Source organism: Pseudomonas caspiana (assembly GCF_040224095.2).
Classification (GTDB): Bacteria; Pseudomonadota; Gammaproteobacteria; order Pseudomonadales; family Pseudomonadaceae; genus Aquipseudomonas; species Aquipseudomonas caspiana.
In genome coordinates this window covers 1059167-1085086 of sequence record NZ_CP167995.1, presented here as the reverse complement: position 1 = coordinate 1085086, position 25920 = coordinate 1059167, and the positions used below count along the sequence as shown (strand labels likewise).

Sequence of the window (25920 nt, the reverse complement as noted above, 5' to 3'; positions counted from 1 at the left end):
ATGAAGTGCTGATATGCCTGCGAGACAACATGCTTGAGATACGCCATCTGAAAACCCTGCACGCCTTGCGTGAGGCAGACAGCCTTGTAGAAGCCGCCGAGCGCCTGCATCTGACGCAATCAGCGCTATCCCACCAGTTCAAGGAACTGGAGGAGCGGATGGGTATGCCGTTGTTTGTGCGCAAAACCAAACCTGTGCGCTTTACTAGCGCCGGCCTGCGCCTGCTGCAACTGGCCGACTCCGTATTGCCGCAATTGCGGGGCGCAGAACGTGACATTGCACGGCTGGCGGGCGGCACTGCCGGGCGCTTGCACATGGCGATTGAATGCCATAGCTGTTTTCAGTGGCTGATGCCGACTATCGACCAATTCCGCGACGCCTGGCCGGAAGTCGAACTGGACCTCGCCTCAGGCTTTGCCTTTGCGCCCCTGCCTGCCCTGGCCCGTGGCGATCTGGACTTGGTAGTGACGTCAGACCCGCTTGAGCTGGTGGGCATTACCTACGTGCCGTTGTTCACCTACGAAGCCATGCTCGCCGTTGCCAATCAACATCCATTGGCCAGCAAGCCGTACATCGTCCCCGAAGACCTGATCAAGGAAACCCTGATCACTTACCCCGTAGAGCGAGATCGGCTGGACATCTTCACTCGCTTCCTCGAACCCGCCGACATCGAACCGGCTCAAGTCCGCACATCGGAGCTGACCGTGATGATGATGCAACTAGTCGCCAGCGGCCGCGGCGTGTGCGGGATGCCGCATTGGGCGCTGCATGAATACAGCTCGCGGGGTTACGTAAAGGGCAAGCGCCTGGGCGAAAAAGGATTGTTCGCTACACTCTATGCCGGAGTGCGAACCGACATGCTGGACGCGCCCTACATGCGCGACTTTTTGCTCACCGCAAAAGACACCTCGTTCTCGACACTGGATGGGGTGAGTGCGGTGCGATAGCGATAGGGGCAAACAAGCTCTCAACTTGGTAATGCGATCCTGTGGGAGCGGTGCTTGCCCGCGATAAGGCTGGACGCGATTTACACTAGATCGCACCCAGCCTTATCGCGGGCAAGCACCGCCCCCACAGGAGATCGTTGAGCACCACCCCCATCTGTATCGAAATCAATACGACGTAACGATTTCATTACGACATCCGTATATCCATAGCCGCCAAGGCTTTGATCCACCAAGCATTTGTAACGCGATACAAGCTGTATCGATTTCGCTACAGGACAGTGCAAGACCGCCATTCGAAAAACTCTCAAGCCATTGATTAATATAGAAAATTAATTATTGGCCGCATATTTGCTAAGTGATTAAGATCAATGATTGCGCCCGCTGCGAGCGCTACGTCACCTTAGGAGTATTTATGAGCGAGTTGCGATTCACTGTCGATCACGAATGGCTGCGAGCCGAAGCCGATGGCAGTGTCACCGTAGGCATCACGCCCTATGCGCAAGAATCTCTGGGTGACGTGGTTTACGTACAACTCCCTGAGCTGCAGACCTACGCCAAAGACGCCGAAGCTTCGGTAGTGGAATCGGTAAAAGCAGCCAGCAGCATCAACATGCCGCTCGATGGCGAAGTGGTTGAAGTCAACCAGGCCCTCGACGCTACTCCAGAACTGGTCAATGAAGACGCCCTTGGCGCTGGCTGGTTCTTCCGCTTCATTCCCCAAGACGCCAGCGCTATCGATAGCTTGCTTGATCAGGACGCTTACGACCGTCTGATCAAAGCCAACGCCGAAGCCTGAGGAGCAGACCATGACTGACCGCATTCAACTGAACACCGCCAACGAATTCATCGCCCGTCACATCGGCCCACGTGCTGCTGACGAGCAAGCCATGCTGCAAACCCTGGGCTTTGATTCGCTGGAAGCCTTGAGCGCCAGCGTCATCCCGGAAAGCATCAAAGGCACCAGCGTACTGGGCATGGAGCCGGGCTTGAGCGAAGCCGACGCACTCGCGTCGATCAAAACCATCGCCAGCAAGAACCAGCTGTTCAAGACCTACATCGGTCAGGGCTACTACAACACCCACACGCCTGCGCCGATCCTGCGCAACCTGCTGGAAAACCCGGCGTGGTACACGGCCTACACGCCTTATCAGCCAGAAATTTCCCAGGGCCGTCTGGAATCGCTGCTGAATTTCCAGACCCTGATCAGCGACCTGACCGGCCTGCCGATTGCCAACGCCTCGCTGCTCGACGAAGCCACCGCTGCTGCCGAAGCCATGACCTTCTGCAAACGCCTCAGCAAGAACAAGAGCAGCCACCAGTTCTTCGCTTCCAGCCATTGCCATCCGCAAACCCTCGACGTGCTGCGCACGCGCGCCGAACCACTGGGCATTACTGTTGTAGTGGCTGACGAAGCACAACTGACCGATGTCAGCCCGTTCTTCGGCGCCCTGCTGCAATACCCGGCCAGCAATGGCGACCTGTTTGATTACCGCGAACTGGTTGAGCGCTTCCACGCCGCCAACGCACTGGTGGCTGTAGCGGCCGACCTGCTGGCTCTGACTCTACTGACGCCACCTGGCGAATTTGGTGCAGACGTGGCCATCGGCAGCGCCCAGCGTTTTGGCGTGCCACTGGGTTTCGGCGGCCCGCACGCGGCTTACTTCTCAACTAAAGATGCCTTCAAGCGCGACATGCCAGGCCGTCTGGTGGGTGTTTCGGTGGACCGTCACGGCAAGCAAGCATTGCGCCTGGCGATGCAGACCCGCGAACAACATATCCGCCGCGAGAAAGCCACCAGCAACATCTGCACCGCCCAGGTGCTGCTGGCCAACATCGCCAGCATGTACGCTGTTTACCACGGCCCGCGCGGCCTGACGCAAATCGCCAACCGCGTGCATCAGTTGACGGCCATTTTCGCCAAAGGCCTAAGCCAGTTGGGCTTGAACGTCGAGCAGCAGTACTTCTTCGACAGCGTGACCGTGAACACCGGCGCCGATACTGCAGCGCTGCATGCCAAAGCTCGCGCCCAGCAGATCAACCTGCGGGAAATCGACGCTCAGCGTCTTGGCCTGTCGCTGGACGAAACCACCTCGCAAGCATCGATAGAAGACCTGTGGGCGATCTTTGCCGGCGAAGGGCAGACCCTGCCGGACTTCGCAGCATTAGAGCAAAATACTGAATCCCGCCTGCCGCAAGCACTGCTGCGTGAGTCGGCGATCCTCAGCCACCCGGTATTCAACCGCTATCACTCCGAAACCGAGCTGATGCGCTACCTGCGCAAACTGGCCGACAAGGATCTGGCGCTGGATCGCACCATGATCCCGCTGGGCTCGTGCACCATGAAACTCAACGCTGCCAGCGAAATGATCCCCGTGACCTGGGCTGAATTCGGCAACCTGCACCCGTTCGCCCCTGCCGAACAAAGCGCGGGCTATCAGCAACTGACCGACGAACTGGAAGCAATGCTCTGCGCGGCGACCGGTTACGACTCGATCTCGCTGCAGCCTAACGCCGGTTCTCAAGGCGAATACGCCGGCCTGCTGGCGATCCGCGCCTATCACCAGAGCCGTGGCGACGAGCGCCGCGACATCTGCCTGATTCCGCAATCGGCTCACGGCACCAACCCGGCCACCGCCAACATGGCTGGCATGCGCGTTGTTGTGACGGCGTGCGATGCCCGTGGCAACGTCGACATCGAAGACCTGCGCGCCAAAGCCATCGAGCACCGCGATCATCTGGCCGCGATCATGATCACTTACCCGTCGACTCACGGCGTATTTGAAGAAGGCATCCGCGAAATCTGCGCCATCGTTCACGACAACGGCGGCCAGGTTTACATCGACGGCGCCAACATGAACGCGATGGTTGGCCTCTGCGCACCGGGCAAGTTCGGCGGCGACGTGTCTCACCTGAACCTGCACAAGACTTTCTGCATCCCTCACGGCGGTGGCGGCCCGGGCGTTGGCCCGATTGGCGTCAAGTCGCACCTGACCCCGTTCCTGCCAGGCCACGCCACCATGGATCGCAAGGAAGGCGCGGTCTGCGCAGCGCCATTCGGCAGCGCCAGCATCCTGCCGATCACCTGGATGTACATCAGCATGATGGGCGGCGAAGGCCTCAAACGCGCTTCGCAACTGGCGATCCTCAACGCCAACTACATCTCTCGCCGCCTTGAAGAACACTACCCGGTGCTCTACACCGGCAGCAGCGGTCTGGTGGCCCACGAATGCATCCTCGACCTGCGTCCGCTGAAAGAAACCAGCGGCATCAGTGTCGATGACGTCGCCAAGCGCCTGATCGACTTCGGCTTCCACGCACCGACCATGTCGTTCCCGGTCGCTGGCACCTTGATGATCGAGCCGACCGAAAGCGAATCCAAAGAGGAACTGGACCGTTTCTGCGACGCCATGATCAAGATCCGCGAAGAAATCCGTGCAGTGGAAAGCGGCGTACTGGACAAGGAAGACAACCCGTTGAAAAACGCCCCGCACACGGCGGCGGAAATCGTTGGCGAGTGGACCCACCCGTACAGCCGCGAACAAGCGGTGTATCCGGTCGAGTCGTTGATCGATGGCAAGTACTGGCCACCGGTTGGCCGCGTCGACAACGTGTTCGGCGACCGCAACCTGATCTGCGCCTGCCCGTCCATCGAGAGCTATCAAGAGGCATAAATGCCACGTCATTCCTTGTAGGAACTGCCGAAGGCTGCGAGGAGACCGGAACGGTCTTTGACCTAATGGCACCTGCTTCGCAGGTGTTCGCAGCCTGCGGCATCTCCTACAAGGACTTAGCCTCTTCAAAAGGATTGAACCATGACCACCGAACAACTCCTCACCACCCCGCTACACGCCCTGCACCGCGAACTCGGTGCCAAGATGGTGCCTTTCGCGGGCTACGACATGCCGGTGCAATACCCGGCTGGTGTGATGAAAGAACACCTGCACACCCGGGAAAAAGCCGGGCTGTTTGATGTATCGCACATGGGTCAGATTCGCCTGACGGGGGCCGATGCGGCCAAAGCACTGGAAGCGCTGGTACCGGTCGACATCATCGACTTGCCCGTCGGTATGCAGCGTTACGCCATGTTCACCAATGAAAGCGGTGGCATCCTCGACGACTTGATGGTCGCCAACCTGGGCAATGATCAACTGATGCTGGTGGTCAACGCTGCCTGCAAGAACGAAGACCTCGCCCACCTGCGCAAACACCTGGGCAACCATTGCGAAATCCAGCCACTGTTTGAAGAGCGTGCCCTGCTCGCCCTGCAAGGTCCGCAAGCGGTAACAGTGCTGGCGCGCCTGGCTCCGGAAGTTGCAAAAATGACCTTCATGCAGTTCGCCAGCGTGCAGTTGCTGGGCGTTGACTGCTACGTCAGCCGCTCGGGCTACACCGGCGAAGACGGCTACGAAATTTCCGTTCCGGCTGATCAGGCTGAAACACTGGCTCGGCGCCTGTTGGCCGAACCGGAAGTGGCCCCGATTGGCCTGGGTGCACGTGACTCCCTGCGCCTGGAAGCTGGCCTGTGCCTGTACGGCCATGACATGAACACCGAGACAACGCCTGTCGAAGCCAGCCTGCTGTGGGCAATCTCCAAGGTTCGCCGCGCAGATGGCGCACGCGCTGGCGGCTTCCCGGGCGCAGAGCAGATCTTCGCTCAACAGCAAACAGCGCCCGCCCGCAAACGCGTTGGCCTGCTGCCACAAGAACGCACGCCCGTGCGCGAAGGGACAGACATCGTCGATGCCGATGGCAACTCCATTGGTACTGTATGCAGTGGCGGCTTCGGACCAAGTCTTGGCGGCCCTTTGGCGATGGGTTATTTGAACAGCGCGTTTACGGCAATGGACACTCAAGTCTGGGCGGTAGTGCGCGGCAAGCAAGTACCGATGCTTGTTAGCAAAATGCCTTTCGTCGCACAGCGTTACTTCCGCGGCTGAAACTTCGCGGCTGATTATCGGCGTCAAAAAAATGTGGCGGCTGACACTCATATCGGCCGCCTGTAATACGCGCACTAAACAGCAGCGCAACAATCAACACAGCGCACTCGAAGAGTGCGCCTAACAGTAAAAAACTATCGATTCAGCGCAACTGGTAAATATTTTAAAACGCCGCTAAACCTCCTGAATACAGGCACCGGACAGGGGCTTGTGTTTGTAACAAGAGTTAGCGTAAAGTTTCTCAACTGTGTTTGCATGGGTCGCTGAAACGGGACCTGGGCAGTAGCGCCAAGTTTGCTACAACCCGCTCTACGCTTCTTTATTCCTGCAACCAGCCCAGTACTCTTTCATGTGAATGAGGCTGTCATCAATTCAAGTTCCAGGGAATAAGAAAATGGCTGAACGTCAGAGCGGTACCGTCAAGTGGTTTAACGACGAGAAAGGTTTTGGTTTTATCACTCCAGAAAGCGGTCCGGATCTGTTTGTACACTTCCGCGCTATTCAGGGCAACGGCTTCAAGAGCCTGAAAGAAGGTCAAAAAGTGACTTTCGTTGCTGTGCAAGGCCAGAAAGGTATGCAGGCTGACGAAGTTCAAGCCGAAGCGTAAGCCTCGGAACATAAAAAGCCCTCTGGTATTGATATCAGAGGGCTTTTTTGTGGGCGCGAGTTAGTAATATGGGCTTTTCGGACCACTGAGAACTGCCGCCATGCCTCGACACATGCTTAGCCCGCAAGGCGACTTCCCGCCCGCCAGCCTGGGCCGCCGCTTCGCTGCGATCTGCTATGACGCGCTGCTGTGCGTTGCCCTGCTGCTGGTGACGGCGTTTATCTACAAGCTTGTGTTGATGGCGTTTGTGGGTGAAGCCCGACTCAAGGTGATGTCCGAGTCCGGCTCGCTAGACGGTGATCCGCTGCTCTCTTCCATTCTGCTGCTGGTGGTGTTCGGGTTTTTCGCCAAGTTCTGGACCCACTCAGGGCAGACGCTTGGCATGCAAGTGTGGGGCATCCGGGTGCAGAACGCCGACGGCAGTGGGATTAGTCTGCTGCAAGCGCTACTGCGGTTTATGGTGTCTATCGCATCCTGGCTGTGTGTCGGCCTGGGGTTCATTTGGGCGCTGTTTGATAAACAGAATCGCAGCTGGCATGACCTGTATTCCAACAGCCAGCTGGTGCGGGTGCCGAAGCACAGGTAGTTTTGGGACGGACCAAGCGAAACGCTCGTTCTGCACCCGATAATTGGATATTTCCAGCGCCTGTAGGACCCTATCGCGAGCAAGCTCACTCCTACAGTAGAACGCAATTTCCCCCTGTAGGAGTGAGCTTGCTCGCGATAGCGTAAGTGCGGCTATGACAGATATTGCAGACATAATAAAATCCCTCACCGCATCGGACCGCTGGTCTTTCAATCTCAACAGATACAAAAAAGCCGACACGAAGTCGGCTTTTTCACAGCAGCAAACCCTACCCGGCCCTGCGCAACAGCAGCACCCCGGCCAGCGCACAGACACCTGCTGGCACCAGCACGGCAAACAACGGCGAGAAGCCGAACACCAGACTCGATGGCCCGAGCAGGTCCTGCACAATGCGGAAGGTGAAACCCACCAGCACGCCGGTAAACACCCGCTGGCCCAACGTCACGGAACGCAGCGGACCGAAGATGAACGAGATTGCCATCAGCACCAGCGCCACGGTTACCAGTGGCTGCAAAACCTTGGTCCAGAACGCCAGCCAGTAACGACCATTGCTCAGCCCTTGATCAGCCAGATAGTGCGCGTACTGCCACAAGCCAGTAATCGACAGCGAGTCAGGCGGCATGATGACGGTGCTGAGCAATTGCGGGCTCAGCGCTACGTCCCAGCGCTCGTCCGCGGTCTTGATGACTTCGGTGCTGCCATCGCGGAAGAAGGTGGTGGAGATGTCATTCAGCGACCAGTGATCTTCGTTGAATTTGGCCTGCCTGGCGAAGCTGGCACTGAGCATGTGCCGTTCATTGTCGAATCGATACCGGGTCACGCCATACAGAATGCCGTTAGGTTGCACCGAGTTGATGTGAATGAACTCATCGCCCTGACGGTGCCACATGCCATGCCGCGCACTCTGTGCGTCACCACTGCCCTGCGCCAGCGAACGGTTGGCCTGAGCCTGATTTTCAGCTGCCGGGGCCACGTATTCGCCGATCAGCACACCAGCAATCATCAGCACCAGCATGGGCTTCATGACCGCCCAGACGATACGACCGATGGAGACACCAGCGGCGCGCATGATGGTCAATTCGCTGCTGCTGGCCAGGCTACCCAGACCGATCAGGCAACCGATGAGTGCCGCCATCGGCAGCATTTCATACACACGCCGTGGCGCCGTCATCAAAACGAAGCTGCTGGCGTCCAGCAAGGTGTAGGTGTCGCTGACATCGCCCATTTCATCAATGAAAGCAAACAGCGAGGCCAGCCCGAGAATGATGCCGAGAACCGCAAGGATCGCGACGAAAACACTTTTACCGATGTAACGATCGAGCTTAACCATGAGCCACCTCCGACGCGCTGCGGCGACTCGCCATCCTCAAGCGTAAAGGCTCCCAATACAAAAGCCCCAGTCCGATCAACAGGAACAATACGTGCACCCACCAGATACCGAGTGCCATTGGCAGCTTGCCTTTCTCCAGCGCACCGCGCACAGCAATGAGCATGGTCAGGTAAGCCATATAAAGAAGGATCGCGGGCAACAGCTTCAGATAGCGACCCTGACGCGGATTGACCCGCGACAGCGGCACAGCCATCAAGGTCACGATGAAGACCAGAATCGGCAGCGAGATACGCCATTGCAGTTCAGCCTGATTGCGACGTACATCGCTGCCAAACAGATCAGTTGTGGGGATAGCTTCACGGTCCGTAATTTCGTCGCTGATGTCCGGCTTGGGCAGCATTGCGCCATAAGTGTCGTACTTGATTGCACGATAGTTGGCTTCGCCCGGATTGCCGTCGTAGCGATAACCGTTTTCCAGAATCAGGAAGCGGTTACCGTCGGCCTTGATCTCCTGATGGCCTTTTTCTGCCACCAGAACGGTAATCCCGCGATCCTTGCTCTTGTCGGAAGACATGCGTTTTTCCGAAATGAACACGCCGCTCAGATTCGAGCGATCATCGGAAAGCTCCTGCGTGTAGGTGACACGAGTCCCGTCGCGCAGTGCCTGGAAACGGCCTGGCACCAAGGTATCGAACTCGGTCATTGCGTCTTGCTTGTTGATCAGCAGGGAAAACTGCGTCGCACCTTGTGGGGCCAGACTGAAACTCAACCACGCTACCAACAGCGCCACGACGGTTGCAGGCGCCATGGTCATCCACAGCAAACGCTGCTGGCTCATACCGGTGGCGGCAAGAACGGTCATTTCGCTTTCAAGGTAAAGCCGACCGTAAGCCAGCAGAATCCCCAGAAACAGCCCCAGAGGCAGGATCAGTTGCAGGAAGCCGGGCATACGAAAACCCATGATCATGAACAGCACGCCTGGATCCAGCGCCCCGGACGCGGCCTGCGCGAGGTACTTGATGAAGCGTCCGCTCATGATGATTACCAACAACACGGCGCTCACAGCGCTCAAGGTAACCAGCACTTCTCGGGACAGATAACGAAAGACGATCAAACCAGACACTCCAGGGTCGCCAGGCTCAGGCAGCCAGACAAGAAAAAGGTACTAGCAGTGGCGGCAGACTTAACAGGGCTCTGCCAAAAATATGCGGCATTATCCTGTGAATGGAGTGCTCTGTCACTGCGTGCTCCGGATAGTTCTCACGGAAACGTCCTGCATAGAGCCGCATTCGCATGTTTTACGGGGTTGTCAGCGGTCCCGTGGCGGGGTCAAACTGCGGGCCTTGTCGTTGGCATGTTGATGCGAAGCACCTGCTCCCTGCCACGCACGTCATTCATTTCGCGATAGCTCATCGTTTATCCGGGGACCCCGACATGGAATTGGTTGTTAAAAGCGTAAGCCCAGAAACCTTGAAGACCGCGACGCTGGTAGTCGCCGTAGGCGAAGGTCGCACGCTCAGCGATGCCGCAAAAACCGTAGACGCTCTCAGCGGCGGCGCCATCAGCGCAGTGCTCAAGCGCGGCGATCTGGTCGGCAAAGTGGGTCAAAGTCTGCTGCTGCACGCCCTGCCAAACTTGAAAGCCGAACGCGTTTTGCTGGTCGGCACCGGTAAAGAGCCCGAATTGTCTGACCGTCAATTCAAGAAAATCATCAGCGCTGTGCTGTCGACGCTTAAAGGTCTGGGCGGCAGCGACGCAGCCATCGCTCTGGATCAGGTAGTCGTCAAGAATCGCGACACTTACGCTAAAGCGCGCCTGCTGGTAGAAACCCTGGCCGATGGCGAATATGTTTTTGATCGTTTCAAAAGCCAGAAAGCCGAAGCCAAAGCGCTGAAAAAGGTCACGTTGCTGACCGACAAAATCAGCGTCGCCGATGTAGAGCGTGCAGCCACCCACGCCCAGGCCATCGCTACCGGTATGGCCTTGACCCGCGATCTGGGCAACATGCCGCCGAATATCTGCCACCCTACTTATCTGGGCGAACAAGCCAAGGCGTTGGGCAAGGCGCACAAAAACCTCAAGGTTGAAGTTCACGACGAGAAAAAACTCGCTGATCTGGGCATGGGTTCGTTCCTCGCCGTGGCACAGGGCAGCGCTCAGCCGCCACGTCTGATCGTCATGAACTATTCGGGCGGCAAGAAAAGCGAAAAGCCGTTCGTACTGGTCGGTAAAGGCATCACCTTCGACACCGGCGGCATCAGCATCAAGCCTGCTGCGGGCATGGACGAGATGAAGTTCGACATGTGTGGCGCTGCCAGCGTGTTCGGTACCCTGCGCGCCGTGCTGGAACTGCAACTGCCGATCAATCTGGTGTGCGTCATCGCCGCCGCCGAGAACATGCCGAGCGGCACCGCGACTCGTCCTGGCGACATCGTCACCACCATGAGTGGCCAGACCGTGGAAATCCTCAACACCGACGCCGAAGGCCGTCTGGTGCTGTGTGATGCGCTGACCTACGCCGAGCGCTTCAAGCCTCAGGCCGTGATCGACATCGCTACCCTGACCGGCGCTTGCGTCGTCGCATTGGGCGGTCACACGTCCGGCCTGCTGGGCAACAACGATGCGCTAATCAATCAGTTGCTCGACGCGGGCAAGTTCGCCGACGACCGTGCCTGGCAGTTGCCGTTGTTCGATGAGTATCAGGAGCAACTGGACAGCCCGTTCGCCGACATCGCCAACATTGGTGGCCCGAAAGGCGGCACCATTACCGCAGCCTGCTTCCTGTCGCGCTTCACCAAAACCTACGACTGGGCGCACCTGGATATCGCCGGCACAGCCTGGTTGAGCGGCGGCAAGGACAAGGGCGCCACTGGCCGTCCGGTTCCATTGCTGACCCAATACCTGCTCGACCGCGCAGGCGCATAAGGAAAACCGGGGCGGTTGCAGTCATATGGAAAAAAACGCAGCCCTGTAGGAGCTCACGAGCAACGCGAGGCAGCGATGGCGGTTTTCTACACCGCTATCGCGGGCGTCGTAACCTCCGTGCGCTCCTACAGGGATATGCATTTCAAATCCATGATTGATGTGATGTTGATGAGAAACAAGCGCCCCGCGACCTGGAAACTACATGACACAAGTCGACTTTTATATTCTCCCCAGCCCCGATCCGTCAGCGCGCCTGGACTTTGCCTGCAAGCTCACGGAAAAAGCCTGGCGCATGGGTCACCGGATTTACCTGCACTGCAGCGATGCCGCGCAGCGTGAAGAACTGGATGCCCGGCTGTGGCGCTTCAAAGGTGAAACTTTTATTCCCCACGGTGACGCCGAAGATGATCAGGTCGCGCCTGTGGTGCTGGGCCTGGGTGAAGACCCGGGGCAACATCAGGATCTGCTGGTCAATCTGGACCTGCGCATCCCCGATTTTTTCAAACGTTTCGCCCGCGTGGCGGAAATAGTGGTGGAAGACCCCGCCATACGACTGGCCGCACGAGAGAGTTTTCGTTTCTATCGTGAACAGGGCTATCCTCTGCAAGATCACCGACTACAGCGGCTTTGAGCACACGATGGATAATTCAAAACCTCTGAAAGACCCCGCCCACTTGCTGGACGACCTTGAATCAATCCGCCAGTTGCTGGGCGATGACACTCAACAGGCACCGACTCATGGCGAGGGCCAGATCCCTTTGCTGTTCGATGTCGTGGGTGCAAAACCGGCGCTCAGCCAGGAACTGGATTTCGGCGATGAAGATGATGCCGAGATTCCAACCTTGACGCCCGAGCCAGTCGTGCCGCCTGTGGTGCCAGTCGCTGCAGCAGAACCGGTGCAGGCAAAATCCAAAGAGGACGCGCTGCTCCATCTCGACTCCGAACTGCGCGCTGCTGCACAGCTGATCATGCAAGACGTCATCGACGACTTCGCCCCGCATATCGAAACCGAGATCAAACGCCGCCTTGAAGCGCGGATGGAGCGGTTGCTGAGCCAGTATCAGAATTAGCCCCCCCCTGTGGAGTCGCGCTAGCCGATGACTTGCGCGATCTCCTGTGGGAGCAGAGCTTGCTCGCGATGAACGATGACGCGGTGTATCTGAGCCCTCGCTGCGCCTGCATCGCGAGCAAGCTCGGCTCCCACAGGTATCTACACAAGGCTCGCAGGTCAACATCGAACCCCCAGAGTTTTTGGCATTCCGATAGATTTTGCGCGAGCCTGTCCCACAGGGATATGCCTACCTCCTACAGCTAATCATCGCCCCGCTCTACGCCCAGCCGTTCATCCCCGCTATACTTGTCGGCTTTCCTGAATTACAGCAATAGGTTCCCGCCGCGCATGGACAAGACCTACCAGCCGCACGCTATTGAAACTTCCTGGTATCAAACCTGGGAATCCGAGAATTACTTCGCCCCGCAAGGCGCTGGTGACTCGTACACCATCATGATCCCGCCGCCGAACGTCACCGGCAGCCTGCACATGGGCCATGGTTTCAATAACGCGATCATGGACGCCTTGATCCGTTTCCGCCGCATGCAGGGTCGCAATACCCTGTGGCAGCCGGGCACCGACCACGCCGGTATCGCCACGCAAATGCTGGTAGAGCGTCAGATCGAAGCTCAAGGCCTGAACCGCCACGATCTGGGCCGCGATAAATTTCTGGAAAAAATCTGGGAATGGAAGGATCAGTCCGGCGGCAACATCAGCCGTCAGATTCGTCGCCTGGGCTCATCCGTCGACTGGAGCCGTGAGCGCTTCACCATGGACGACGGTCTGTCAGACGCGGTTAAAGAAGCTTTCGTGCGTCTGCATGAAGACGGCCTGATCTATCGCGGCAAGCGTCTGGTCAACTGGGACACCAAGCTGCACACCGCTATTTCCGACCTCGAAGTAGAAAACCACGACGAGAAAGGCTTCCTGTGGAACCTGCGTTATCCACTGGCTGACGGCGCGAAAACCGCTGACGGCCTGGATTACCTGATCGTTGCCACGACTCGCCCGGAAACCATGCTGGGTGATGCCGCCGTCGCCGTTAACCCGGAAGACGAGCGTTACAAAGCACTGATCGGCAAGTTCGTTGAGCTGCCACTGGTTGGCCGCCGCATCCCGATCATTGCGGATGAATACTGCGACCCTGAGTTCGGCACCGGCTGCGTGAAAATCACCCCAGCCCACGACTTCAACGACTACGAGGTCGGCAAGCGCCACAACCTGCCGCTGCTGAACATCTTCGACAAGAACGCCAACGTGCTGGCGACGGCGCAGGTGTTCAATCTCGACGGCACCCTGAACGAAACAGTAGACGGCAGCCTGCCCGCCGAATACGCAGGTCTTGACCGTTTCGAAGCGCGCAAACAGATCGTTGCTGCCTTTGACGCCGCCGGCCTGCTGGTCAGCGTTGACGATCACGCTCTGAAAGTCCCGAAAGGCGACCGTTCCGGCACCATCATCGAGCCTTGGCTGACTGACCAGTGGTACGTGTCCACCAAGCCTCTGGCTGAACCGGCCATCGCTGCGGTCGAAGACGGCCGCATCGCCTTCGTGCCCAAGCAATACGAAAATATGTACTTCTCGTGGATGCGCGACATCCAGGACTGGTGCATCAGCCGTCAGCTTTGGTGGGGCCACCGCATCCCGGCCTGGTATGACGAGTCCGGCAAGGTGTACGTCGGTCGCGACGAAGCCGAAGTCCGCGCCAAGAACAACCTTGGCCCTGACGTTGTGCTGCAACAGGACAACGACGTACTCGACACCTGGTTCAGCTCGGGCCTGTGGACGTTCTCCACCCTGGGCTGGCCGGAAAAAACCAAGGCGCTGGAGACCTTTCACTCCACCGACGTACTGGTTACTGGTTTCGACATCATCTTCTTCTGGGTTGCCCGGATGATCATGCTCACCATGCATTTGGTGAAAAACGAAGACGGCACGCCGCAAGTACCGTTCAAGACGGTGTATGTGCACGGTCTGGTCCGCGATGGCCAAGGCCAGAAGATGTCCAAGTCCAAGGGTAACGTACTGGACCCACTGGACATCATCGACGGCATTGAGCTGGAAGATCTGGTGCAGAAACGCACCTCCGGCATGATGCAGCCGAAACTGGCGAAGAAGATTGAAAAACAGACCCGCGACGAATTCGCCGACGGCATCGCCAGCTATGGCACCGACGCCCTGCGCTTCACCTTCTGCTCGCTGGCGTCCACCGGTCGTGACATCAAGTTCGACATGGGCCGCGTTGAAGGCTATCGCAACTTCTGCAACAAGATCTGGAACGCTGCGCGCTACGTGCTGGACAAAGGCGAAGACTGCGGCCAGAACGGCGAAGCGGTCGAGCTGTCGCTGGCTGATCGCTGGATCATCTCGCAACTGCAACGCACCGAAGCCGAAGTGACCCGTCAACTGGATCAGTTCCGTTTCGACCTCGCCGCTCAGGCCTTGTACGAATTCATCTGGAACCAGTATTGCGACTGGTACCTGGAGCTCTCCAAGCCTGTGCTGTGGGACGAAAATGCACCGGTTGAACGTCAGCGCGGCACTCGCCGTACGCTGGTTCGCGTGCTGGAAGTTGCGCTGCGTCTGGCGCATCCGTTCATGCCGTTCATCACCGAAGAAATCTGGCAGCGCCTCGCGCCGCTGGCAGGTGCGGAAGGCAAAACCATCATGCTGCAACCTTGGCCAGTGGCCAACGAAGCACGCATCGATCAGGCCGCCGAAGACGACATCGAATGGCTCAAGGGCCTGATGCTCGCCACCCGTAACATCCGTGGCGAAATGAACATCGGTCCGGGCAAGCCGCTGCAACTGTTCCTCAAGAACGTCAACGCCGAAGACTTGCGCCGCCTGCAGGAGAACGATTACCTGCTGAAGAAACTGGCCAAGCTGGAATCCATCACCGTACTGGAAGCAGGCGCTGAAGCGCCGCTGTCAGCGACCGGGCTGGTGGGCGAGATGGAAGTGCTGGTGCCAATGGCCGGTCTGATCGACAAAGATGCCGAGCTGGCGCGCCTGGACAAGGAAATCCTGCGTCTGCAAGGCGAAGTGCAGCGGGTGAGCGGCAAGCTGTCCAACGCCGCGTTCGTCGACAAGGCACCGCCGGAAGTCATCGCCAAGGAACGCGCCAAAATGGCCGAAGCCGAACAGGCTTTGGGCAAACTGGCCGAGCAGCATGCGCGGATTGCGAGTTTGTAAATGAACACGCAGCCAGCCTGAAACCCGGGCTGGCTGCCCCCTACGAACCCTGTAGGAGTGAGCTTGCTCGCGATAGCGGTGTGTCAGAAACCTACCATTCAGCTGACACACCGCTATCGCGAGCAAGCTCACTCCTACAGGGTTTTGTGCTCTCTCCAGAATTGAATTGGTCATGACTACTCCAGACAAGCCAAAACCACCCCGCAAGAAGCCCAAACCGGCGCAGCCATCCAAACCTGCCGAGCCCCGTGAAAAGGCTACCTTGCACCCACGTAACCGCCATCAAGGCCATTACGACTTTCCCAAGTTGATCAAGAGCAGCCCGGAGCTAGGCCAGTTTCTGATCACCAACCCGTACGGCAAAGAAAGCATCGACTTCGCCAACCCTGCCGCCGTACGCGTGTTCAACCGGGCGCTGCTCAAGTCGTTCTACGGCATCGCCCACTGGGATATCCCGGCCGACTACCTGTGCCCGCCGATTCCGGGCCGCGCAGACTACCTGCACTTTCTTGCCGACCTACTGGCTGAGCGCAATGAAGGCGTAATCCCTCGTGGCGCGTCGATCAAAGCGCTGGACGTCGGCACCGGTGCGAACTGCGTCTATCCGTTGATCGGTCATAGCGACTATGGCTGGCAGTTTCTCGGCTCGGAAATCGACACAACGGCCGTTGCCGCCGCCACTGCGATCATCAAGTCCAACAACCTGAGCAAGGCCATCAGCCTGCGCCAGCAAAGCAATCGCAAGCAGATCCTGCTGGACCTGCTCAACAGCGACGAACGCTTCGACGTGAGCCTGTGCAACCCGCCCTTCCATTCCTCACTGGAAGAAGCGCAGCGCGGTAGCCAGCGGAAATGGCGCGCACTGGGCAAGGCTGATCCGAAACGCAAGTTACCGGTGCTCAACTTTGGCGGGCAATCGCAGGAACTCTGGTGTGAAGGCGGCGAGATCGGCTTCGTCACCCAACTGATCAAAGAAAGCACGCAAGTGGCGAAACAGGTGCTGTGGTTCAGCACACTGGTGTCGAAGGCATCCAACCTGCCGATGATTCAAAGCACACTGAAGAAAGCAGGCGTGTTCGAGAGTCAGGTGGTCGAGATGGGTCAGGGCCAGAAGCAGAGCCGATTTGTGGCGTGGACGTTTCATGACAAGGCCAGGCAGGAGGCGTGGCGTCAGGAGCGCTGGGTTTAGCGCTCAAAGTCACAGCTAATGATCGCTGATGTGGGAGCGGTGCTTGGTCTGGGCGGCATTCCGACGATGAACGATAACTCGGTGTATGCCTTTACACCTTATCGCCTGAATCGCGGGCAAGCACCGCTCCCACAGGGAATGCATTCCACTCCAGCATTTGCAAATCTGACCCACAAAAAAGCCGTGCCCGGTTAACCGGTGCACGGCTTTTTCAACAGCAAGCGTGTGCTTACTTGTTGATCGAGTCGTTCAGCACTTTAGCTGGTACGAACTTGATGACTTTCTTGGCAGCGATTTCGATGGCAGCGCCAGTCGAAGGGTTGCGGCCAGTGCGAGCTGGACGCTCGGCTACTTTCAGTTTGCCGATGCCCGGCAGAGTGATTTCAGCGCCGTTTTCCAGTTGGTCGGCAACAATTTGGCCCAATTGCTCAAGAGCATTACGCGCGGTGGTTTTTGGCGCGTCGATAGCTTCTGCGATATCGGCGATCAATTGGTCTTTAGTCAGAGCCATGGTGGTGTTCCTTCCCTATCAAATTCATTTGGATTGCAGAGTGCAGCGTCGGCCTGGAGCCAGATCATGAACCTGACCCTCCAGTAGCAGCCACGATTAATCGCGAAGTGTAGATACTGAAACCGGGCATTGGTTCGGCCCAAACGCACACAAACTGCGGTGCTTGGCGCGCTATGCTGCGCAAGACGGGGCAAAACTAGCACAGAGCCGAGCAAATATCCGCACTAACCTACCCGTTTGGACAGGTTTCTCCCGTTTGAGCCGAAAAAAAGCGCCTCGGACACCCCATGAGAGCTAAAACCAAGGGGTACAGCCTCGTTTCACGCCTCGGGTGCGTTACACTGCCCGCCGTAAATCGAGCAGCGCCGCTCGTCAGTATCCCGCTCACAACCAGCCGAGAAACCCATGCCGATCCGTCATTGCATCGTCCACCTGATCGACAAGAAACCCGACGGTACGCCCGCAGTTCTCCATGCACGCGACTCCGAACTCGCTGAGTCCCAAGCCATCGAGAACATGCTGGCCGACCTCAACGAGAGCTATAACGCCAAACAAGGCAAGGCTTGGGGTTTCTTCCACGCTGAGTCTGGCGCGCATCCATTCAGCGGCTGGCTGAAGGAATACATGGACGGTGGCAAAGACTTCACGGCATTCAGCCGGGTCGCAGTAGAACACCTGCAAAAGCTGATGGAAGAATCCAATCTTTCCGTCGGTGGTCACGTGCTGTTTGCCCACTACCAACAAGGCATGACGGATTACCTGGTCATCGCCCTGCTGCACCACAGCGAAGGCGTGGCCGTGAGCGAAACCCTCGACGTGACCCCGTCGCGCCATCTGGACCTTGGCCAGCTGCACCTGGCGGCGCGGATCAACGTGTCCGAGTGGCAGAACAACAAGATGTCCAAGCAGTACATCTCGTTCATCAAGGGCAAGAATGGCAAGAAGGTTTCGGAATACTTCCGCGACTTCATCGGCTGCCAGGAAGGCGTCGACGGCCCTGGCGAGACCCGCACCTTGCTCAAGGCGTTCAGCGACTTCGTCGAAAGCGAAGACCTGCCGGAAGATTCCGCCCGTGAGAAAACCAAAACGCTGGTCGACTACGCCAGCAGCCAGAGCAAGATGGGCGAGCCCATGGGCCTGGAAGAACTCTCCGGCCTGATCGACGAAGAGCGCCCGCGTGCCTTCTACGAGCACATCCGCAACAAGGATTACGGCCTGTCGCCGGAGATCCCTGCGGATAAGCGCACCCTCAACCAGTTCCGCCGCTTCACAGGCCGCGCTGAAGGCCTGTCGATCAGCTTTGAAGCGCACCTGTTGGGCGACAAGATCGAATACGACGAAGCAGCCGGTACGCTGATCATCAAGGGCCTGCCGACGCAGCTGACTGATCAGCTCAAGCGCCGCTGAGGAAACTCGATCATGCTGCTACGCACATTGAAGAAGTTCGCGCTGATCATGCTGGTCGTCGTGGTTTATCAGAACTGGGGCAAGATCGAGCACTTCTTCAACCCGGCGGACGCGATCCCTGCACACACTCAGGCGCAAGCCCGAGTGGTGATGTACGCCACGGAGTGGTGCGGCTATTGCAAACAGACACGGCGCTTTCTCGACAGCAAAGGTATTCCGTTCAAGGAATATGACATCGAGAAGTCAGACGAAGGCCGTAAGGCTTACGAGGCGCTGGGTGGACGTGGCATCCCGTTGATTGATGTGAATGGCACTATCATCAGGGGCTTCAGCGAAGAAACGATATTGGCGGCGTTGAAGTGATCGCAGAAATCCAGGGCTAAATAAATCCCTGTGGGAGCGAGGCTTGCCCGCGATAAAATCGACGCGGTTTACCCTGACCTCCGAGGTGCCAGTATCGCGGGCAAGCCTCGCTCCCACAGATAGATTCAAGCCAAGCTCTCAGCGCTTCTCGATCCGAAACCCCAACCGCGGAAAGTGCACATGCACCACTCCCGCCCGCTCATCTTCACGACGCAGAATCAGCTCTTCGAGCCCATTGAATATCAGCTCACCCTCGACCGCATCAACGCCGTAATCGATGGCTGAAATCGTCACCGAATCCCCCGCCTTGAAGCCATTAGGATCAACAAACTGCTCATCCGGCAATGCAGCAGGCGTCGCGTTCAAAGCGATCTCAACCGCCTCAGCCGAACTTAACTCGCTCGGCGCGCCATGACCAAAGCCCAGCACGCGGCCCAACCAGGCTGACACCTCAGGGTAGGCATCAACCAGCGGTGCAGTCACTGGGGTTTGCTTGAGAAACCACAACGTATGGGCGACCGAGAAATCAGCAATCGACGGCGCACCAAACAGGAAATCGCCATTGCGTGCCAGCTGCAACTCCAGCCGTGACATCAGCGTTGGCCATTGGTGTTTGGCCTGTTCGACAGGCAGACGAGTTGCACTGCCACCCTGAAACAACGCAGCGCGATCAGCGACGAAAGCTTTCACGGCTTCAGGCGGGACTTTGGCAAAACGTACCGCCAGCGATTCGGGTTGGAACACCAGACTCACGGCGTGCATGAACATCACCGAATCCGCCCAGGCCGCAAAGCTGGCCACGGTGAACTCCTGCCCTTGCGGAAAGAACGCGGGCGATGCCTTTTCCTGCTCCAGACGACGGGCCATCAAGGCGGTGTCGCAGTAGATATCAGCGCCGATCTGTAGCACCGGAGTTTTGCGATAGCCACCGGTCAGCGCCGTCAGATCGGGCTTTGGCATGATCGAAGGGATGCTGACCGAGCGCCAGGACAGACCTTTGAAACCCAACATCAAGCGGGCTTTTTCAGCGAACAGCGAGGTGGGGTAATGGTGCAGGATGATGTCGGTCATGTCTGGCTTTCCGGCAGAAGGTAGGCCCGCAGCTTAACCGGGTCCAGGCAGCGAGCCTACCCGGCAGGCCTGATAGCAGATCATCACAGCGATTGATCGAAAACGCAGGCTTTTGTAGGAGCTGCCGCAGGCTGCGAACAACCATGTGTCAGACAACCGCTGTCGTAACCTCCAGCTGGAATGCTGAAAAGATATAAATCTGTAGGAGTGAGCTTGCTCGCGATAGCAGTGGGTCAGACACCCATCATTTATTTGATGCACTGCTATCGCGAGCAAGCTCACTCCTACAGATTACGTAAGTCCGGAGAATTATGGTCAAGGCGCAGGGCAATACCCCGCGGCCAGACACTCCTTCGCACTCTTCCTCAACTTCTTGATCAAGCGCTCCTGCCGTAGCGCTTCGCCCTTACTGACGCACTGCTCGACATACACCAGCGCCACCGCCGGGCTGGAGTAGAAGTAGCGCGCCCCTTTGCCACTCTGATGGGCGGCGAAACGGCGTTGTGGATCGTCGCTGATGCCGCAGTACAACGAGCCGTTTTCAGCGCGCACGAGATACACGAACCAGGGTTTGCAGACCACTGGCTCGGGTGTCTCGGTGACGGATGAGGACAAAGCTTCAGGCATGACGGTAGATTAAATAACGCGAAAGACGCGATTCTATCAGAGGCTCAACGCCCGGCTTGAAACGCGTTCAGGCCTTTCTGGGCCTGGGCGCGGATGGCGTTCTGGACAAACGGCGTCCAGCCCAGCAACAAGCCTTTGGCTCCCAGTGCCTGTCGGGACCAGCGCCACAGGTCGAATTGATCGTGATGCTCGGCGATCTTGCCGTCGCGAAACACAAAGCGCGCCTGTATATCGTTAACCACGGTGTTGCCGGTCTGGCTGAACAGATACGTTGCAACCCAGTGCGCCGCGCCGCTGCGTTCGTCAGCACGAACGCTGTCAAAGGTCAGGGAAAAGTCCTTGGCTCGCGAGGTGAGCATGCGCCACATGTCGCAGGCTTGCTGACCACGCAGTTCGCCGAAGACCGGATCGCTGAACAGCACGTCATCGGTATAGCACGCGGCCATGGCCTCTGCGTCGAGGCGGTTGAAGGCCTCGTAAAAGCGGGTAATCAGCGCGTTATTGATCAGGCGTTTGTCTTCGTCGCTCATGCATGCAGGTCCATTGGAGCAAAAGGTGCCTGCACGATAAGCGGCAACCGTTGTTTTTGCCATGGGCATAAGCGAGGCAAATGGCTCGACTCAGACTTTTTCGCTACTGACCTGCACATAAAGCGCTCGCCCGGCACCAAGACCCGCGACGATAGCCGACAAGCCCAGCACCGCGAAGATCCAGCCAATGGAATCCCAACCGCCGGTAACGTCATGCACAATCCCAACGGCAAAAGGACCTATGGAGGCGATGGTGTAACCGATGCCCTGAGCCATACCCGACAGGTTCGACGCCACGTGGGAGTCACGGGATCGCAACACGATCAGCGTCAGCGCGATACTGAAAGCACCACCCTGCCCCAAGCCCAGCAAAATAGCCCAACCCCACAGGCTGTCGATTGGCGCATACAAACAGCCAAACAACCCGGCCAGTGTCATGGACATGACCAACACCACGCCCAGGCGCTGATCCTTCCCGCGAGTCGCCAGCCAAGGAGCGGTCAATGCGCTGATCAACTGGACCATGATCGACCCGGACATCATCAATCCGGCATCCGTCGGGCTCATGCCCCGGCCGATCAACACCGAAGGCAGCCAGCCGAACACGATGTAGGCCAGCGAAGATTGCAGGCCCATGTACAGGGTAACTTGCCAGGCCAGCCGATCACGCAACAGGCCGCGCACGCGATAGGTCACCTGGTTTACGTCGTGCTTTTGCCGGGTCTGTGGCCACCAGATCAGTGCCGCCAACAGTGCTGGAATCATCCAGAAGCCCAGACCGATCGCCCAGTTATCGTCGAAGTACTGAGTCAGCGGAACCGTCGAACCTGCCGCCAACGCAGCCCCCAGACACAAGGCCATGGTGTACACGCCGGTCATCGTACCGGCTTGCTTGGGGAAGTCGCGTTTAACGATACCCGGCAGCAGCACGCCAATCACGCCAATGCTCGCACCAGCCAGAACACTGCCCGCAAACAGCCCGACCTCGCCGAACAGGCTACGCAACACGATACCGGCGGCCAGGGTCAGCAAAATCGCCAGCACCACCTGCTCGCTGCCAAAACGTCGTGCCAGTCGCGGCGCCAACGGGGCGAACAACCCAAGACACAACACCGGCAGAGTGGTCAGCAACCCTGCCGAAGCAGATGAAAGCCCAAGACTGCTGGAAACACTGCTGAGCAGCGGCGCCATACTTGCCAGCGCCGGACGCAGGTTCAGCGCCACAAGTACCAGCCCGACCAGCAACAGCCACGGCCGATTAATTACAGAGGAAGGGTTTTGCGGGGTCGAGCTCGCCGATGGCGCCTTGGTCGTCATTGTTTTCTCAGGGGCAGGTAGTGAAGCGGCGCAGAGCGCCAAAAAGGTGCATCGTGTTGGAGAACACGCACGAATACAAGTTTCGTGCGGATTGAATACAGTTCTGAACTGAAATGCGATCTCCTGTGAGATGTCTCTGACACAGCACTCTGGAGCGCTAAACAGAGAACCTGTGGGAGCGAGGCTTGCCCGCGATATGGGCGATAAGGTGTCAAGCCTTACAATGAGTTATCGTTCATCGTCGGAATGCCGCCCAGACCAAGCCCAGCTCCCACAGATTTGCGCGTCACTGGAAACATCATCAGCCCTGACTCTGCCCTGAAGCCACTTGCCGCAACACTTTTGCCAGACCTGATCCCTTCCCCCTGCCAGACGTTTCCGAGAAACTTGTCCCTCACTTGCGCCTGTAAATCCGCCTCACTAGGCTGCGTCGGTCGCTGCTCATCAGCGATCGGGTTTAGTCGCCCGGATCAATAGGCGCACAGGTGTTCACCGTTATGGTGGCTGTGCGCAGGGCATCTTCGGGTGCGCCGGTTTCTCCTATTGTCCGGTCGACTAACCTGCTGCACAGCCGCCACCCTTCGTTTAGTCGCGAGGTGTGCTGGCTCCGTATCCAATAGGAGTTGTACATGCTCAACAACAATACTGATTCAGCCAACCAATCCATGACCTATGCCGCCGACCTGCTGCGCTGCGCTGCGCAGCCGCCACTGCCTATGAGTCCGCCGATCACCTGAGCGGCAGTAAGCGCGACCTGGCGTTTTCGGTGGTGCATTTGATCGAGATGGCGCGAGAGGCGGTGGAGAGATCCCTGCTCAGTACCGAGAAACCTTCGGCAACTCTCATCAAAAAATATAACTAACTGATTTGGAATACTTTTTACTGTAGGAGTGAGCTTGCTCGCGATTGCGTAAGGTCGGGCAACAATTTATCGAAACAAAAATCGAATCGCGAGCAAGCTCACTCCTACAAGGTTCATGCTTGCTTCGCGGCAGCGTGGTGTCAGAAACACCGGGCCGACGCTTACGCGCAACGCCCTTCAACAATCACAGAAACGCCCTACATAACCCTTGAACCCTCCTCCCTAAACTGATCGGCCATTTATTTCAGGACGATCAATCATGGCTCATCCCATCTACATGACCATCAAGGGCAAAGAACAGGGCGATATCTCCGCCGGTTGTTCAACCCCAGAACCCATGGGTAACAAATGCCAGGAGGCGCACCTGAATGAAATCATGGTGCTGTCCTATACGCACCAGATGGCCAACGTCGCCAACATCGACCGCGCCACACACATGCCCGTCGTCATTACCAAAAACATCGACAAGTCCTCACCGCTGCTGGCTCAAGCCTTGGCGCAACGCGAATCCATTACCTGCAAGATCGACTTCTACCGCACCACGCCAAACGGCACTCAGGAGAAGTTCTACAGCGTCGAGATCCAGAACGCGGTGATCGAAAACCTGCTCGTTCAAACGCCTCACGTCACCCTCGATAACGATGCCGAACCCGTCGAACAACTCGCCATACGCTACGGCGACATCAGCTGGACCCACCACGCAGCAGGTACTAGCGGTTACAGCTACTGGGGCGAGTCCTGATGGCAGAGCCTAAGTCGAATACGTCCGAGACCAAGCAGCTTAAACAGGCCGCTGTTGCGCTGACGAATCACGCTTGTACGTTGAGCATGCAGCATATTCAGGATGGGATGTTGCGGCTGCAATTTAATCGGGAAGTGGCGTATTACGCGCAGGGGATTGTTCGGGATGTTGAGGGTGGGAGGAAGAGTGTTGCGCAGGGGATGACGGCGCTGGAGGATGAGCAGCAGAGTTTGCTCGATCAAGTCATCACGTATGGTAAGCAAGTTTTTGGGTTGGCTGGTGGAGTAGCTCAAGTCGCAACGGGCGCAACGATATGTTACGGCTCGGGTGGATTAGCTTGTGTGTTTGGCGTTTATATTGCTGCGCACGGTGCCAATAATATCTACGAAAACGGAGCCAATCTTTTGCGTCACCGGTCAGACACCGAGGGGTGGGCCAGAGACGCATATCAGGGAATATCCGAATTCATTGGCGGGAGTGATTATGAAGGCAACATGACCTACGGCACCGTAGATTTAGTCATGTCGGGCTGGGGATTATTCAAACTAGTACCGAAAAAAGATTCGTGGCGGCTATTTCGCTACATTCGTGCAGACAAAGAGATAGCAATCAAGCAAACACCAGCAGAACTCATACTATTAGAATCCGGCGCTAACACCTCAACCATACACAGCATGCAGAAAGAGCGGGAAAAAGGAAAGTGAATAACACCACATTTTATTTTTTATTCGTTAGCGGATGCATAGTTTTATATATCCCATCCCTGTGGGGGAAATATGCGTTCTCAGGAGAGCGCCACTCCAGTAAAAAATTCCTACTAGTATTCGGATACAACCTGCTAATTAGTCACTTCCACTGGATTTTCGCTGAAACTGGAACCATTCCTTTCTTAGGAGTGCATGAACGGGAAATCATGGGGTGGATCTCTTTATTTATGATACTTGCATATACCTACGCACTTCCCAGCCAACGAACTCGAGGACAGTGGTTCAGAAAGAAACCTTATTAAACCAATTCAAACGTCGAAGCGCCTGAGGACGAGGTTAGGGAAAAACCGAAGGCAACATCGCTTATGGAACAGCGGAGATCGCAACGTCGCTATATGGCGAGTTTAGAAACACACTCAAACCTAGCGCATGGCGCCTTTATAAATATGTAGAGACAGCCTACATACGCGCCTACAAAAACTAAACAACAGAGCGCTAATGTTCGACAGATCCGCCGACGCCGCGACCGGGATAGGAATATACAAAGAATGGAGAAAATCGAATGAGTGACATTCTTTTCTACGTAATATTTTGCTTAATAAGCCTGCTGCTTTTTTTACCGTCACTCTGGGCCAGACTTGCTTACTCAGGAGCTAAATTCACCAATAAGAAATCAACAATAGCAACAGCCTACAATGGAATATTGATCTTCACACATTTAAACTTTCTAAAAAACGACACCCTACCATTTATAGGAGAAAAAGATCCTGAAATTATTGGATGGGTTTCGTTTGCAATGCTTTTTCTATACCTGTACGCCCTGCCAACAGAGAGAAATATCAAACCTTGGTGTTTTAGACGTTAAAATAATCCATAGCGCAACAACCTCGCACTCCAAATCTAAAGTAGTCAACAGACAATGAATGACTTCACATTCAATCTATTTTTCGTAACTGGATGTATATTATCTTACGCGTCAGCCTTATGGCTAAGATATTCATACAGTGAAAAAAAAC

General features: G+C 57.0%; 24 protein-coding genes and 1 pseudogene. 18 read left to right on the top strand and 7 right to left on the bottom strand.

Going from position 1 to position 25920, the window contains the following annotated elements; translation table 11 throughout:
- Window positions 1–29: 29 nt before the first annotated feature.
- The 6 genes from metR (at window position 30) to ABRP31_RS04855 (ending at window position 7077) form a co-directional block, all read left to right on the top strand.
- Window positions 30–947, top strand: a complete 918-nt coding sequence (gene metR, locus ABRP31_RS04880; RefSeq protein ID WP_087269065.1) for a transcriptional regulator MetR — start codon at window positions 30–32, stop codon at window positions 945–947.
- 412 nt (window positions 948–1359) lie between these two features.
- A complete protein-coding gene (gcvH, locus tag ABRP31_RS04875) occupies window positions 1360–1743 on the top strand; it encodes a glycine cleavage system protein GcvH (protein WP_095101330.1) in 384 nt (127 codons plus the stop codon).
- A gap of 10 nt (window positions 1744–1753) precedes the next feature.
- Window positions 1754–4618, top strand: a complete 2865-nt coding sequence (gene gcvP, locus ABRP31_RS04870) for an aminomethyl-transferring glycine dehydrogenase (RefSeq protein WP_349971542.1) — start codon at window positions 1754–1756, stop codon at window positions 4616–4618.
- A gap of 141 nt (window positions 4619–4759) precedes the next feature.
- Entirely contained in the window at window positions 4760–5884 is a 1125-nt protein-coding gene (gene gcvT, locus ABRP31_RS04865) for a glycine cleavage system aminomethyltransferase GcvT (RefSeq protein ID WP_349971543.1), read from the top strand.
- A 394-nt stretch (window positions 5885–6278) separates the two neighbouring features.
- Window positions 6279–6491 carry a cold-shock protein gene (locus tag ABRP31_RS04860; RefSeq protein WP_027902257.1) on the top strand — a complete coding sequence of 71 codons (213 nt, stop codon included), beginning with the start codon at window positions 6279–6281 and terminating at the stop codon, window positions 6489–6491.
- A 100-nt stretch (window positions 6492–6591) separates the two neighbouring features.
- Window positions 6592–7077 carry an RDD family protein gene (locus ABRP31_RS04855; RefSeq protein WP_349971545.1) on the top strand — a complete coding sequence of 162 codons (486 nt, stop codon included), beginning with the start codon at window positions 6592–6594 and terminating at the stop codon, window positions 7075–7077.
- Window positions 7078–7345: 268 nt separating this feature from the next.
- Here the strand turns inward: ABRP31_RS04855 and lptG are convergent, their stop codons facing one another.
- Both lptG and lptF read right to left on the bottom strand, forming a co-directional pair.
- Window positions 7346–8407, bottom strand: coding sequence for an LPS export ABC transporter permease LptG (lptG, locus tag ABRP31_RS04850; protein ID WP_087269051.1), 1062 nt, complete (start codon window positions 8405–8407; stop codon window positions 7346–7348).
- Entirely contained in the window at window positions 8400–9521 is a 1122-nt protein-coding gene (gene lptF / locus ABRP31_RS04845) for an LPS export ABC transporter permease LptF (RefSeq protein ID WP_349971547.1), read from the bottom strand. The genes lptG and lptF overlap by 8 nt, the downstream gene beginning before the upstream one ends.
- A 320-nt stretch (window positions 9522–9841) precedes the next feature.
- Here lptF and ABRP31_RS04840 point away from each other — a divergent pair, with 320 nt between their 5' ends.
- From ABRP31_RS04840 to rlmF, 5 genes are all read left to right on the top strand, one after another.
- Entirely contained in the window at window positions 9842–11332 is a 1491-nt protein-coding gene (locus ABRP31_RS04840) for a leucyl aminopeptidase (protein ID WP_349971548.1), read from the top strand.
- 202 nt (window positions 11333–11534) lie between these two features.
- The gene (locus ABRP31_RS04835) at window positions 11535–11963 is read left to right on the top strand and encodes a DNA polymerase III subunit chi (RefSeq protein WP_349971549.1); all 429 of its coding nucleotides are present in this window, start codon (window positions 11535–11537) and stop codon (window positions 11961–11963) included.
- A 7-nt stretch (window positions 11964–11970) separates the two neighbouring features.
- On the top strand, window positions 11971–12402 hold the full coding sequence (locus ABRP31_RS04830) for a DNA polymerase III subunit chi (protein WP_349971552.1): 432 nt from the start codon (window positions 11971–11973) through the stop codon (window positions 12400–12402).
- 329 nt (window positions 12403–12731) lie between these two features.
- Window positions 12732–15578, top strand: a complete 2847-nt coding sequence (locus tag ABRP31_RS04825; protein ID WP_349971553.1) for a valine--tRNA ligase — start codon at window positions 12732–12734, stop codon at window positions 15576–15578.
- 172 nt (window positions 15579–15750) lie between these two features.
- Window positions 15751–16767: a 23S rRNA (adenine(1618)-N(6))-methyltransferase RlmF gene (gene rlmF, locus ABRP31_RS04820; protein ID WP_349971555.1), complete on the top strand. Its 1017-nt coding sequence runs from the start codon at window positions 15751–15753 to the stop codon at window positions 16765–16767.
- 229 nt (window positions 16768–16996) lie between these two features.
- Here the strand turns inward: rlmF and ABRP31_RS04815 are convergent, their stop codons facing one another.
- Window positions 16997–17278, bottom strand: coding sequence for an HU family DNA-binding protein (locus ABRP31_RS04815; RefSeq protein ID WP_027900723.1), 282 nt, complete (start codon window positions 17276–17278; stop codon window positions 16997–16999).
- A 405-nt stretch (window positions 17279–17683) separates the two neighbouring features.
- Here ABRP31_RS04815 and yejK point away from each other — a divergent pair, with 405 nt between their 5' ends.
- Window positions 17684–18685 carry a nucleoid-associated protein YejK gene (gene yejK / locus ABRP31_RS04810; RefSeq protein ID WP_087269032.1) on the top strand — a complete coding sequence of 334 codons (1002 nt, stop codon included), beginning with the start codon at window positions 17684–17686 and terminating at the stop codon, window positions 18683–18685.
- A 12-nt stretch (window positions 18686–18697) separates the two neighbouring features.
- On the top strand, window positions 18698–19048 hold the full coding sequence (locus tag ABRP31_RS04805) for a glutaredoxin family protein (RefSeq protein WP_349971556.1): 351 nt from the start codon (window positions 18698–18700) through the stop codon (window positions 19046–19048).
- Between the two features lie 138 nt (window positions 19049–19186).
- Here ABRP31_RS04805 and ABRP31_RS04800 read toward each other — a convergent pair whose 3' ends face one another.
- From ABRP31_RS04800 to ABRP31_RS04785, 4 genes are all read right to left on the bottom strand, one after another.
- Complete coding sequence (locus ABRP31_RS04800) at window positions 19187–20119, bottom strand: glutathione S-transferase family protein (RefSeq protein ID WP_349971557.1); 933 nt, start codon at window positions 20117–20119, stop codon at window positions 19187–19189.
- Window positions 20120–20434: 315 nt separating this feature from the next.
- Window positions 20435–20746, bottom strand: coding sequence for a GIY-YIG nuclease family protein (locus tag ABRP31_RS04795; RefSeq protein WP_349971558.1), 312 nt, complete (start codon window positions 20744–20746; stop codon window positions 20435–20437).
- Window positions 20747–20790: 44 nt separating this feature from the next.
- Window positions 20791–21276: a nuclear transport factor 2 family protein gene (locus ABRP31_RS04790; protein ID WP_349971559.1), complete on the bottom strand. Its 486-nt coding sequence runs from the start codon at window positions 21274–21276 to the stop codon at window positions 20791–20793.
- A 90-nt stretch (window positions 21277–21366) separates the two neighbouring features.
- The gene (locus ABRP31_RS04785) at window positions 21367–22593 is read right to left on the bottom strand and encodes a CynX/NimT family MFS transporter (RefSeq protein ID WP_349971560.1); all 1227 of its coding nucleotides are present in this window, start codon (window positions 22591–22593) and stop codon (window positions 21367–21369) included.
- Between the two features lie 691 nt (window positions 22594–23284).
- Here ABRP31_RS04785 and ABRP31_RS04780 point away from each other — a divergent pair.
- From ABRP31_RS04780 to ABRP31_RS04760, 5 genes and pseudogenes are all read left to right on the top strand, one after another.
- Window positions 23285–23455 (top strand): DUF6124 family protein, encoded by a 171-nt coding sequence (locus ABRP31_RS04780; RefSeq protein WP_372489420.1) that lies wholly within the window; start codon window positions 23285–23287, stop codon window positions 23453–23455.
- 259 nt (window positions 23456–23714) lie between these two features.
- The gene (locus tag ABRP31_RS04775) at window positions 23715–24197 is read left to right on the top strand and encodes an Hcp family type VI secretion system effector (RefSeq protein WP_349971561.1); all 483 of its coding nucleotides are present in this window, start codon (window positions 23715–23717) and stop codon (window positions 24195–24197) included.
- Window positions 24197–24901, top strand: a complete 705-nt coding sequence (locus ABRP31_RS04770) for a DUF4225 domain-containing protein (protein WP_349971562.1) — start codon at window positions 24197–24199, stop codon at window positions 24899–24901. The genes ABRP31_RS04775 and ABRP31_RS04770 overlap by 1 nt, the downstream gene beginning before the upstream one ends.
- Window positions 24902–25259: 358 nt before the next feature.
- Window positions 25260–25388, top strand: a pseudogene (locus ABRP31_RS04765) (DUF4225 domain-containing protein); the annotation flags it as partial.
- Window positions 25389–25466: 78 nt separating this feature from the next.
- Window positions 25467–25769 carry a hypothetical protein gene (locus ABRP31_RS04760; RefSeq protein WP_349971563.1) on the top strand — a complete coding sequence of 101 codons (303 nt, stop codon included), beginning with the start codon at window positions 25467–25469 and terminating at the stop codon, window positions 25767–25769.
- The last annotated feature ends 151 nt before the right edge of the window (window positions 25770–25920 follow it).

Coding starts and splice junctions, on each gene's coding strand:
- metR (WP_087269065.1), top strand. CDS start 30: ATGCTTGAGATACGCCATCTGAAAACCCTGCACGCCTTGCGTGAGGCA.
- gcvH (WP_095101330.1), top strand. CDS start 1,360: ATGAGCGAGTTGCGATTCACTGTCGATCACGAATGGCTGCGAGCCGAA.
- gcvP (WP_349971542.1), top strand. CDS start 1,754: ATGACTGACCGCATTCAACTGAACACCGCCAACGAATTCATCGCCCGT.
- gcvT (WP_349971543.1), top strand. CDS start 4,760: ATGACCACCGAACAACTCCTCACCACCCCGCTACACGCCCTGCACCGC.
- ABRP31_RS04860 (WP_027902257.1), top strand. CDS start 6,279: ATGGCTGAACGTCAGAGCGGTACCGTCAAGTGGTTTAACGACGAGAAA.
- ABRP31_RS04855 (WP_349971545.1), top strand. CDS start 6,592: ATGCCTCGACACATGCTTAGCCCGCAAGGCGACTTCCCGCCCGCCAGC.
- lptG (WP_087269051.1), bottom strand. CDS start 8,407: ATGGTTAAGCTCGATCGTTACATCGGTAAAAGTGTTTTCGTCGCGATC.
- ABRP31_RS04840 (WP_349971548.1), top strand. CDS start 9,842: ATGGAATTGGTTGTTAAAAGCGTAAGCCCAGAAACCTTGAAGACCGCG.
- ABRP31_RS04835 (WP_349971549.1), top strand. CDS start 11,535: ATGACACAAGTCGACTTTTATATTCTCCCCAGCCCCGATCCGTCAGCG.
- ABRP31_RS04830 (WP_349971552.1), top strand. CDS start 11,971: ATGGATAATTCAAAACCTCTGAAAGACCCCGCCCACTTGCTGGACGAC.
- ABRP31_RS04825 (WP_349971553.1), top strand. CDS start 12,732: ATGGACAAGACCTACCAGCCGCACGCTATTGAAACTTCCTGGTATCAA.
- rlmF (WP_349971555.1), top strand. CDS start 15,751: ATGACTACTCCAGACAAGCCAAAACCACCCCGCAAGAAGCCCAAACCG.
- ABRP31_RS04815 (WP_027900723.1), bottom strand. CDS start 17,278: ATGGCTCTGACTAAAGACCAATTGATCGCCGATATCGCAGAAGCTATC.
- yejK (WP_087269032.1), top strand. CDS start 17,684: ATGCCGATCCGTCATTGCATCGTCCACCTGATCGACAAGAAACCCGAC.
- ABRP31_RS04805 (WP_349971556.1), top strand. CDS start 18,698: ATGCTGCTACGCACATTGAAGAAGTTCGCGCTGATCATGCTGGTCGTC.
- ABRP31_RS04800 (WP_349971557.1), bottom strand. CDS start 20,119: ATGACCGACATCATCCTGCACCATTACCCCACCTCGCTGTTCGCTGAA.
- ABRP31_RS04795 (WP_349971558.1), bottom strand. CDS start 20,746: ATGCCTGAAGCTTTGTCCTCATCCGTCACCGAGACACCCGAGCCAGTG.
- ABRP31_RS04790 (WP_349971559.1), bottom strand. CDS start 21,276: ATGAGCGACGAAGACAAACGCCTGATCAATAACGCGCTGATTACCCGC.
- ABRP31_RS04785 (WP_349971560.1), bottom strand. CDS start 22,593: ATGACGACCAAGGCGCCATCGGCGAGCTCGACCCCGCAAAACCCTTCC.
- ABRP31_RS04775 (WP_349971561.1), top strand. CDS start 23,715: ATGGCTCATCCCATCTACATGACCATCAAGGGCAAAGAACAGGGCGAT.
- ABRP31_RS04770 (WP_349971562.1), top strand. CDS start 24,197: ATGGCAGAGCCTAAGTCGAATACGTCCGAGACCAAGCAGCTTAAACAG.
- ABRP31_RS04760 (WP_349971563.1), top strand. CDS start 25,467: ATGAGTGACATTCTTTTCTACGTAATATTTTGCTTAATAAGCCTGCTG.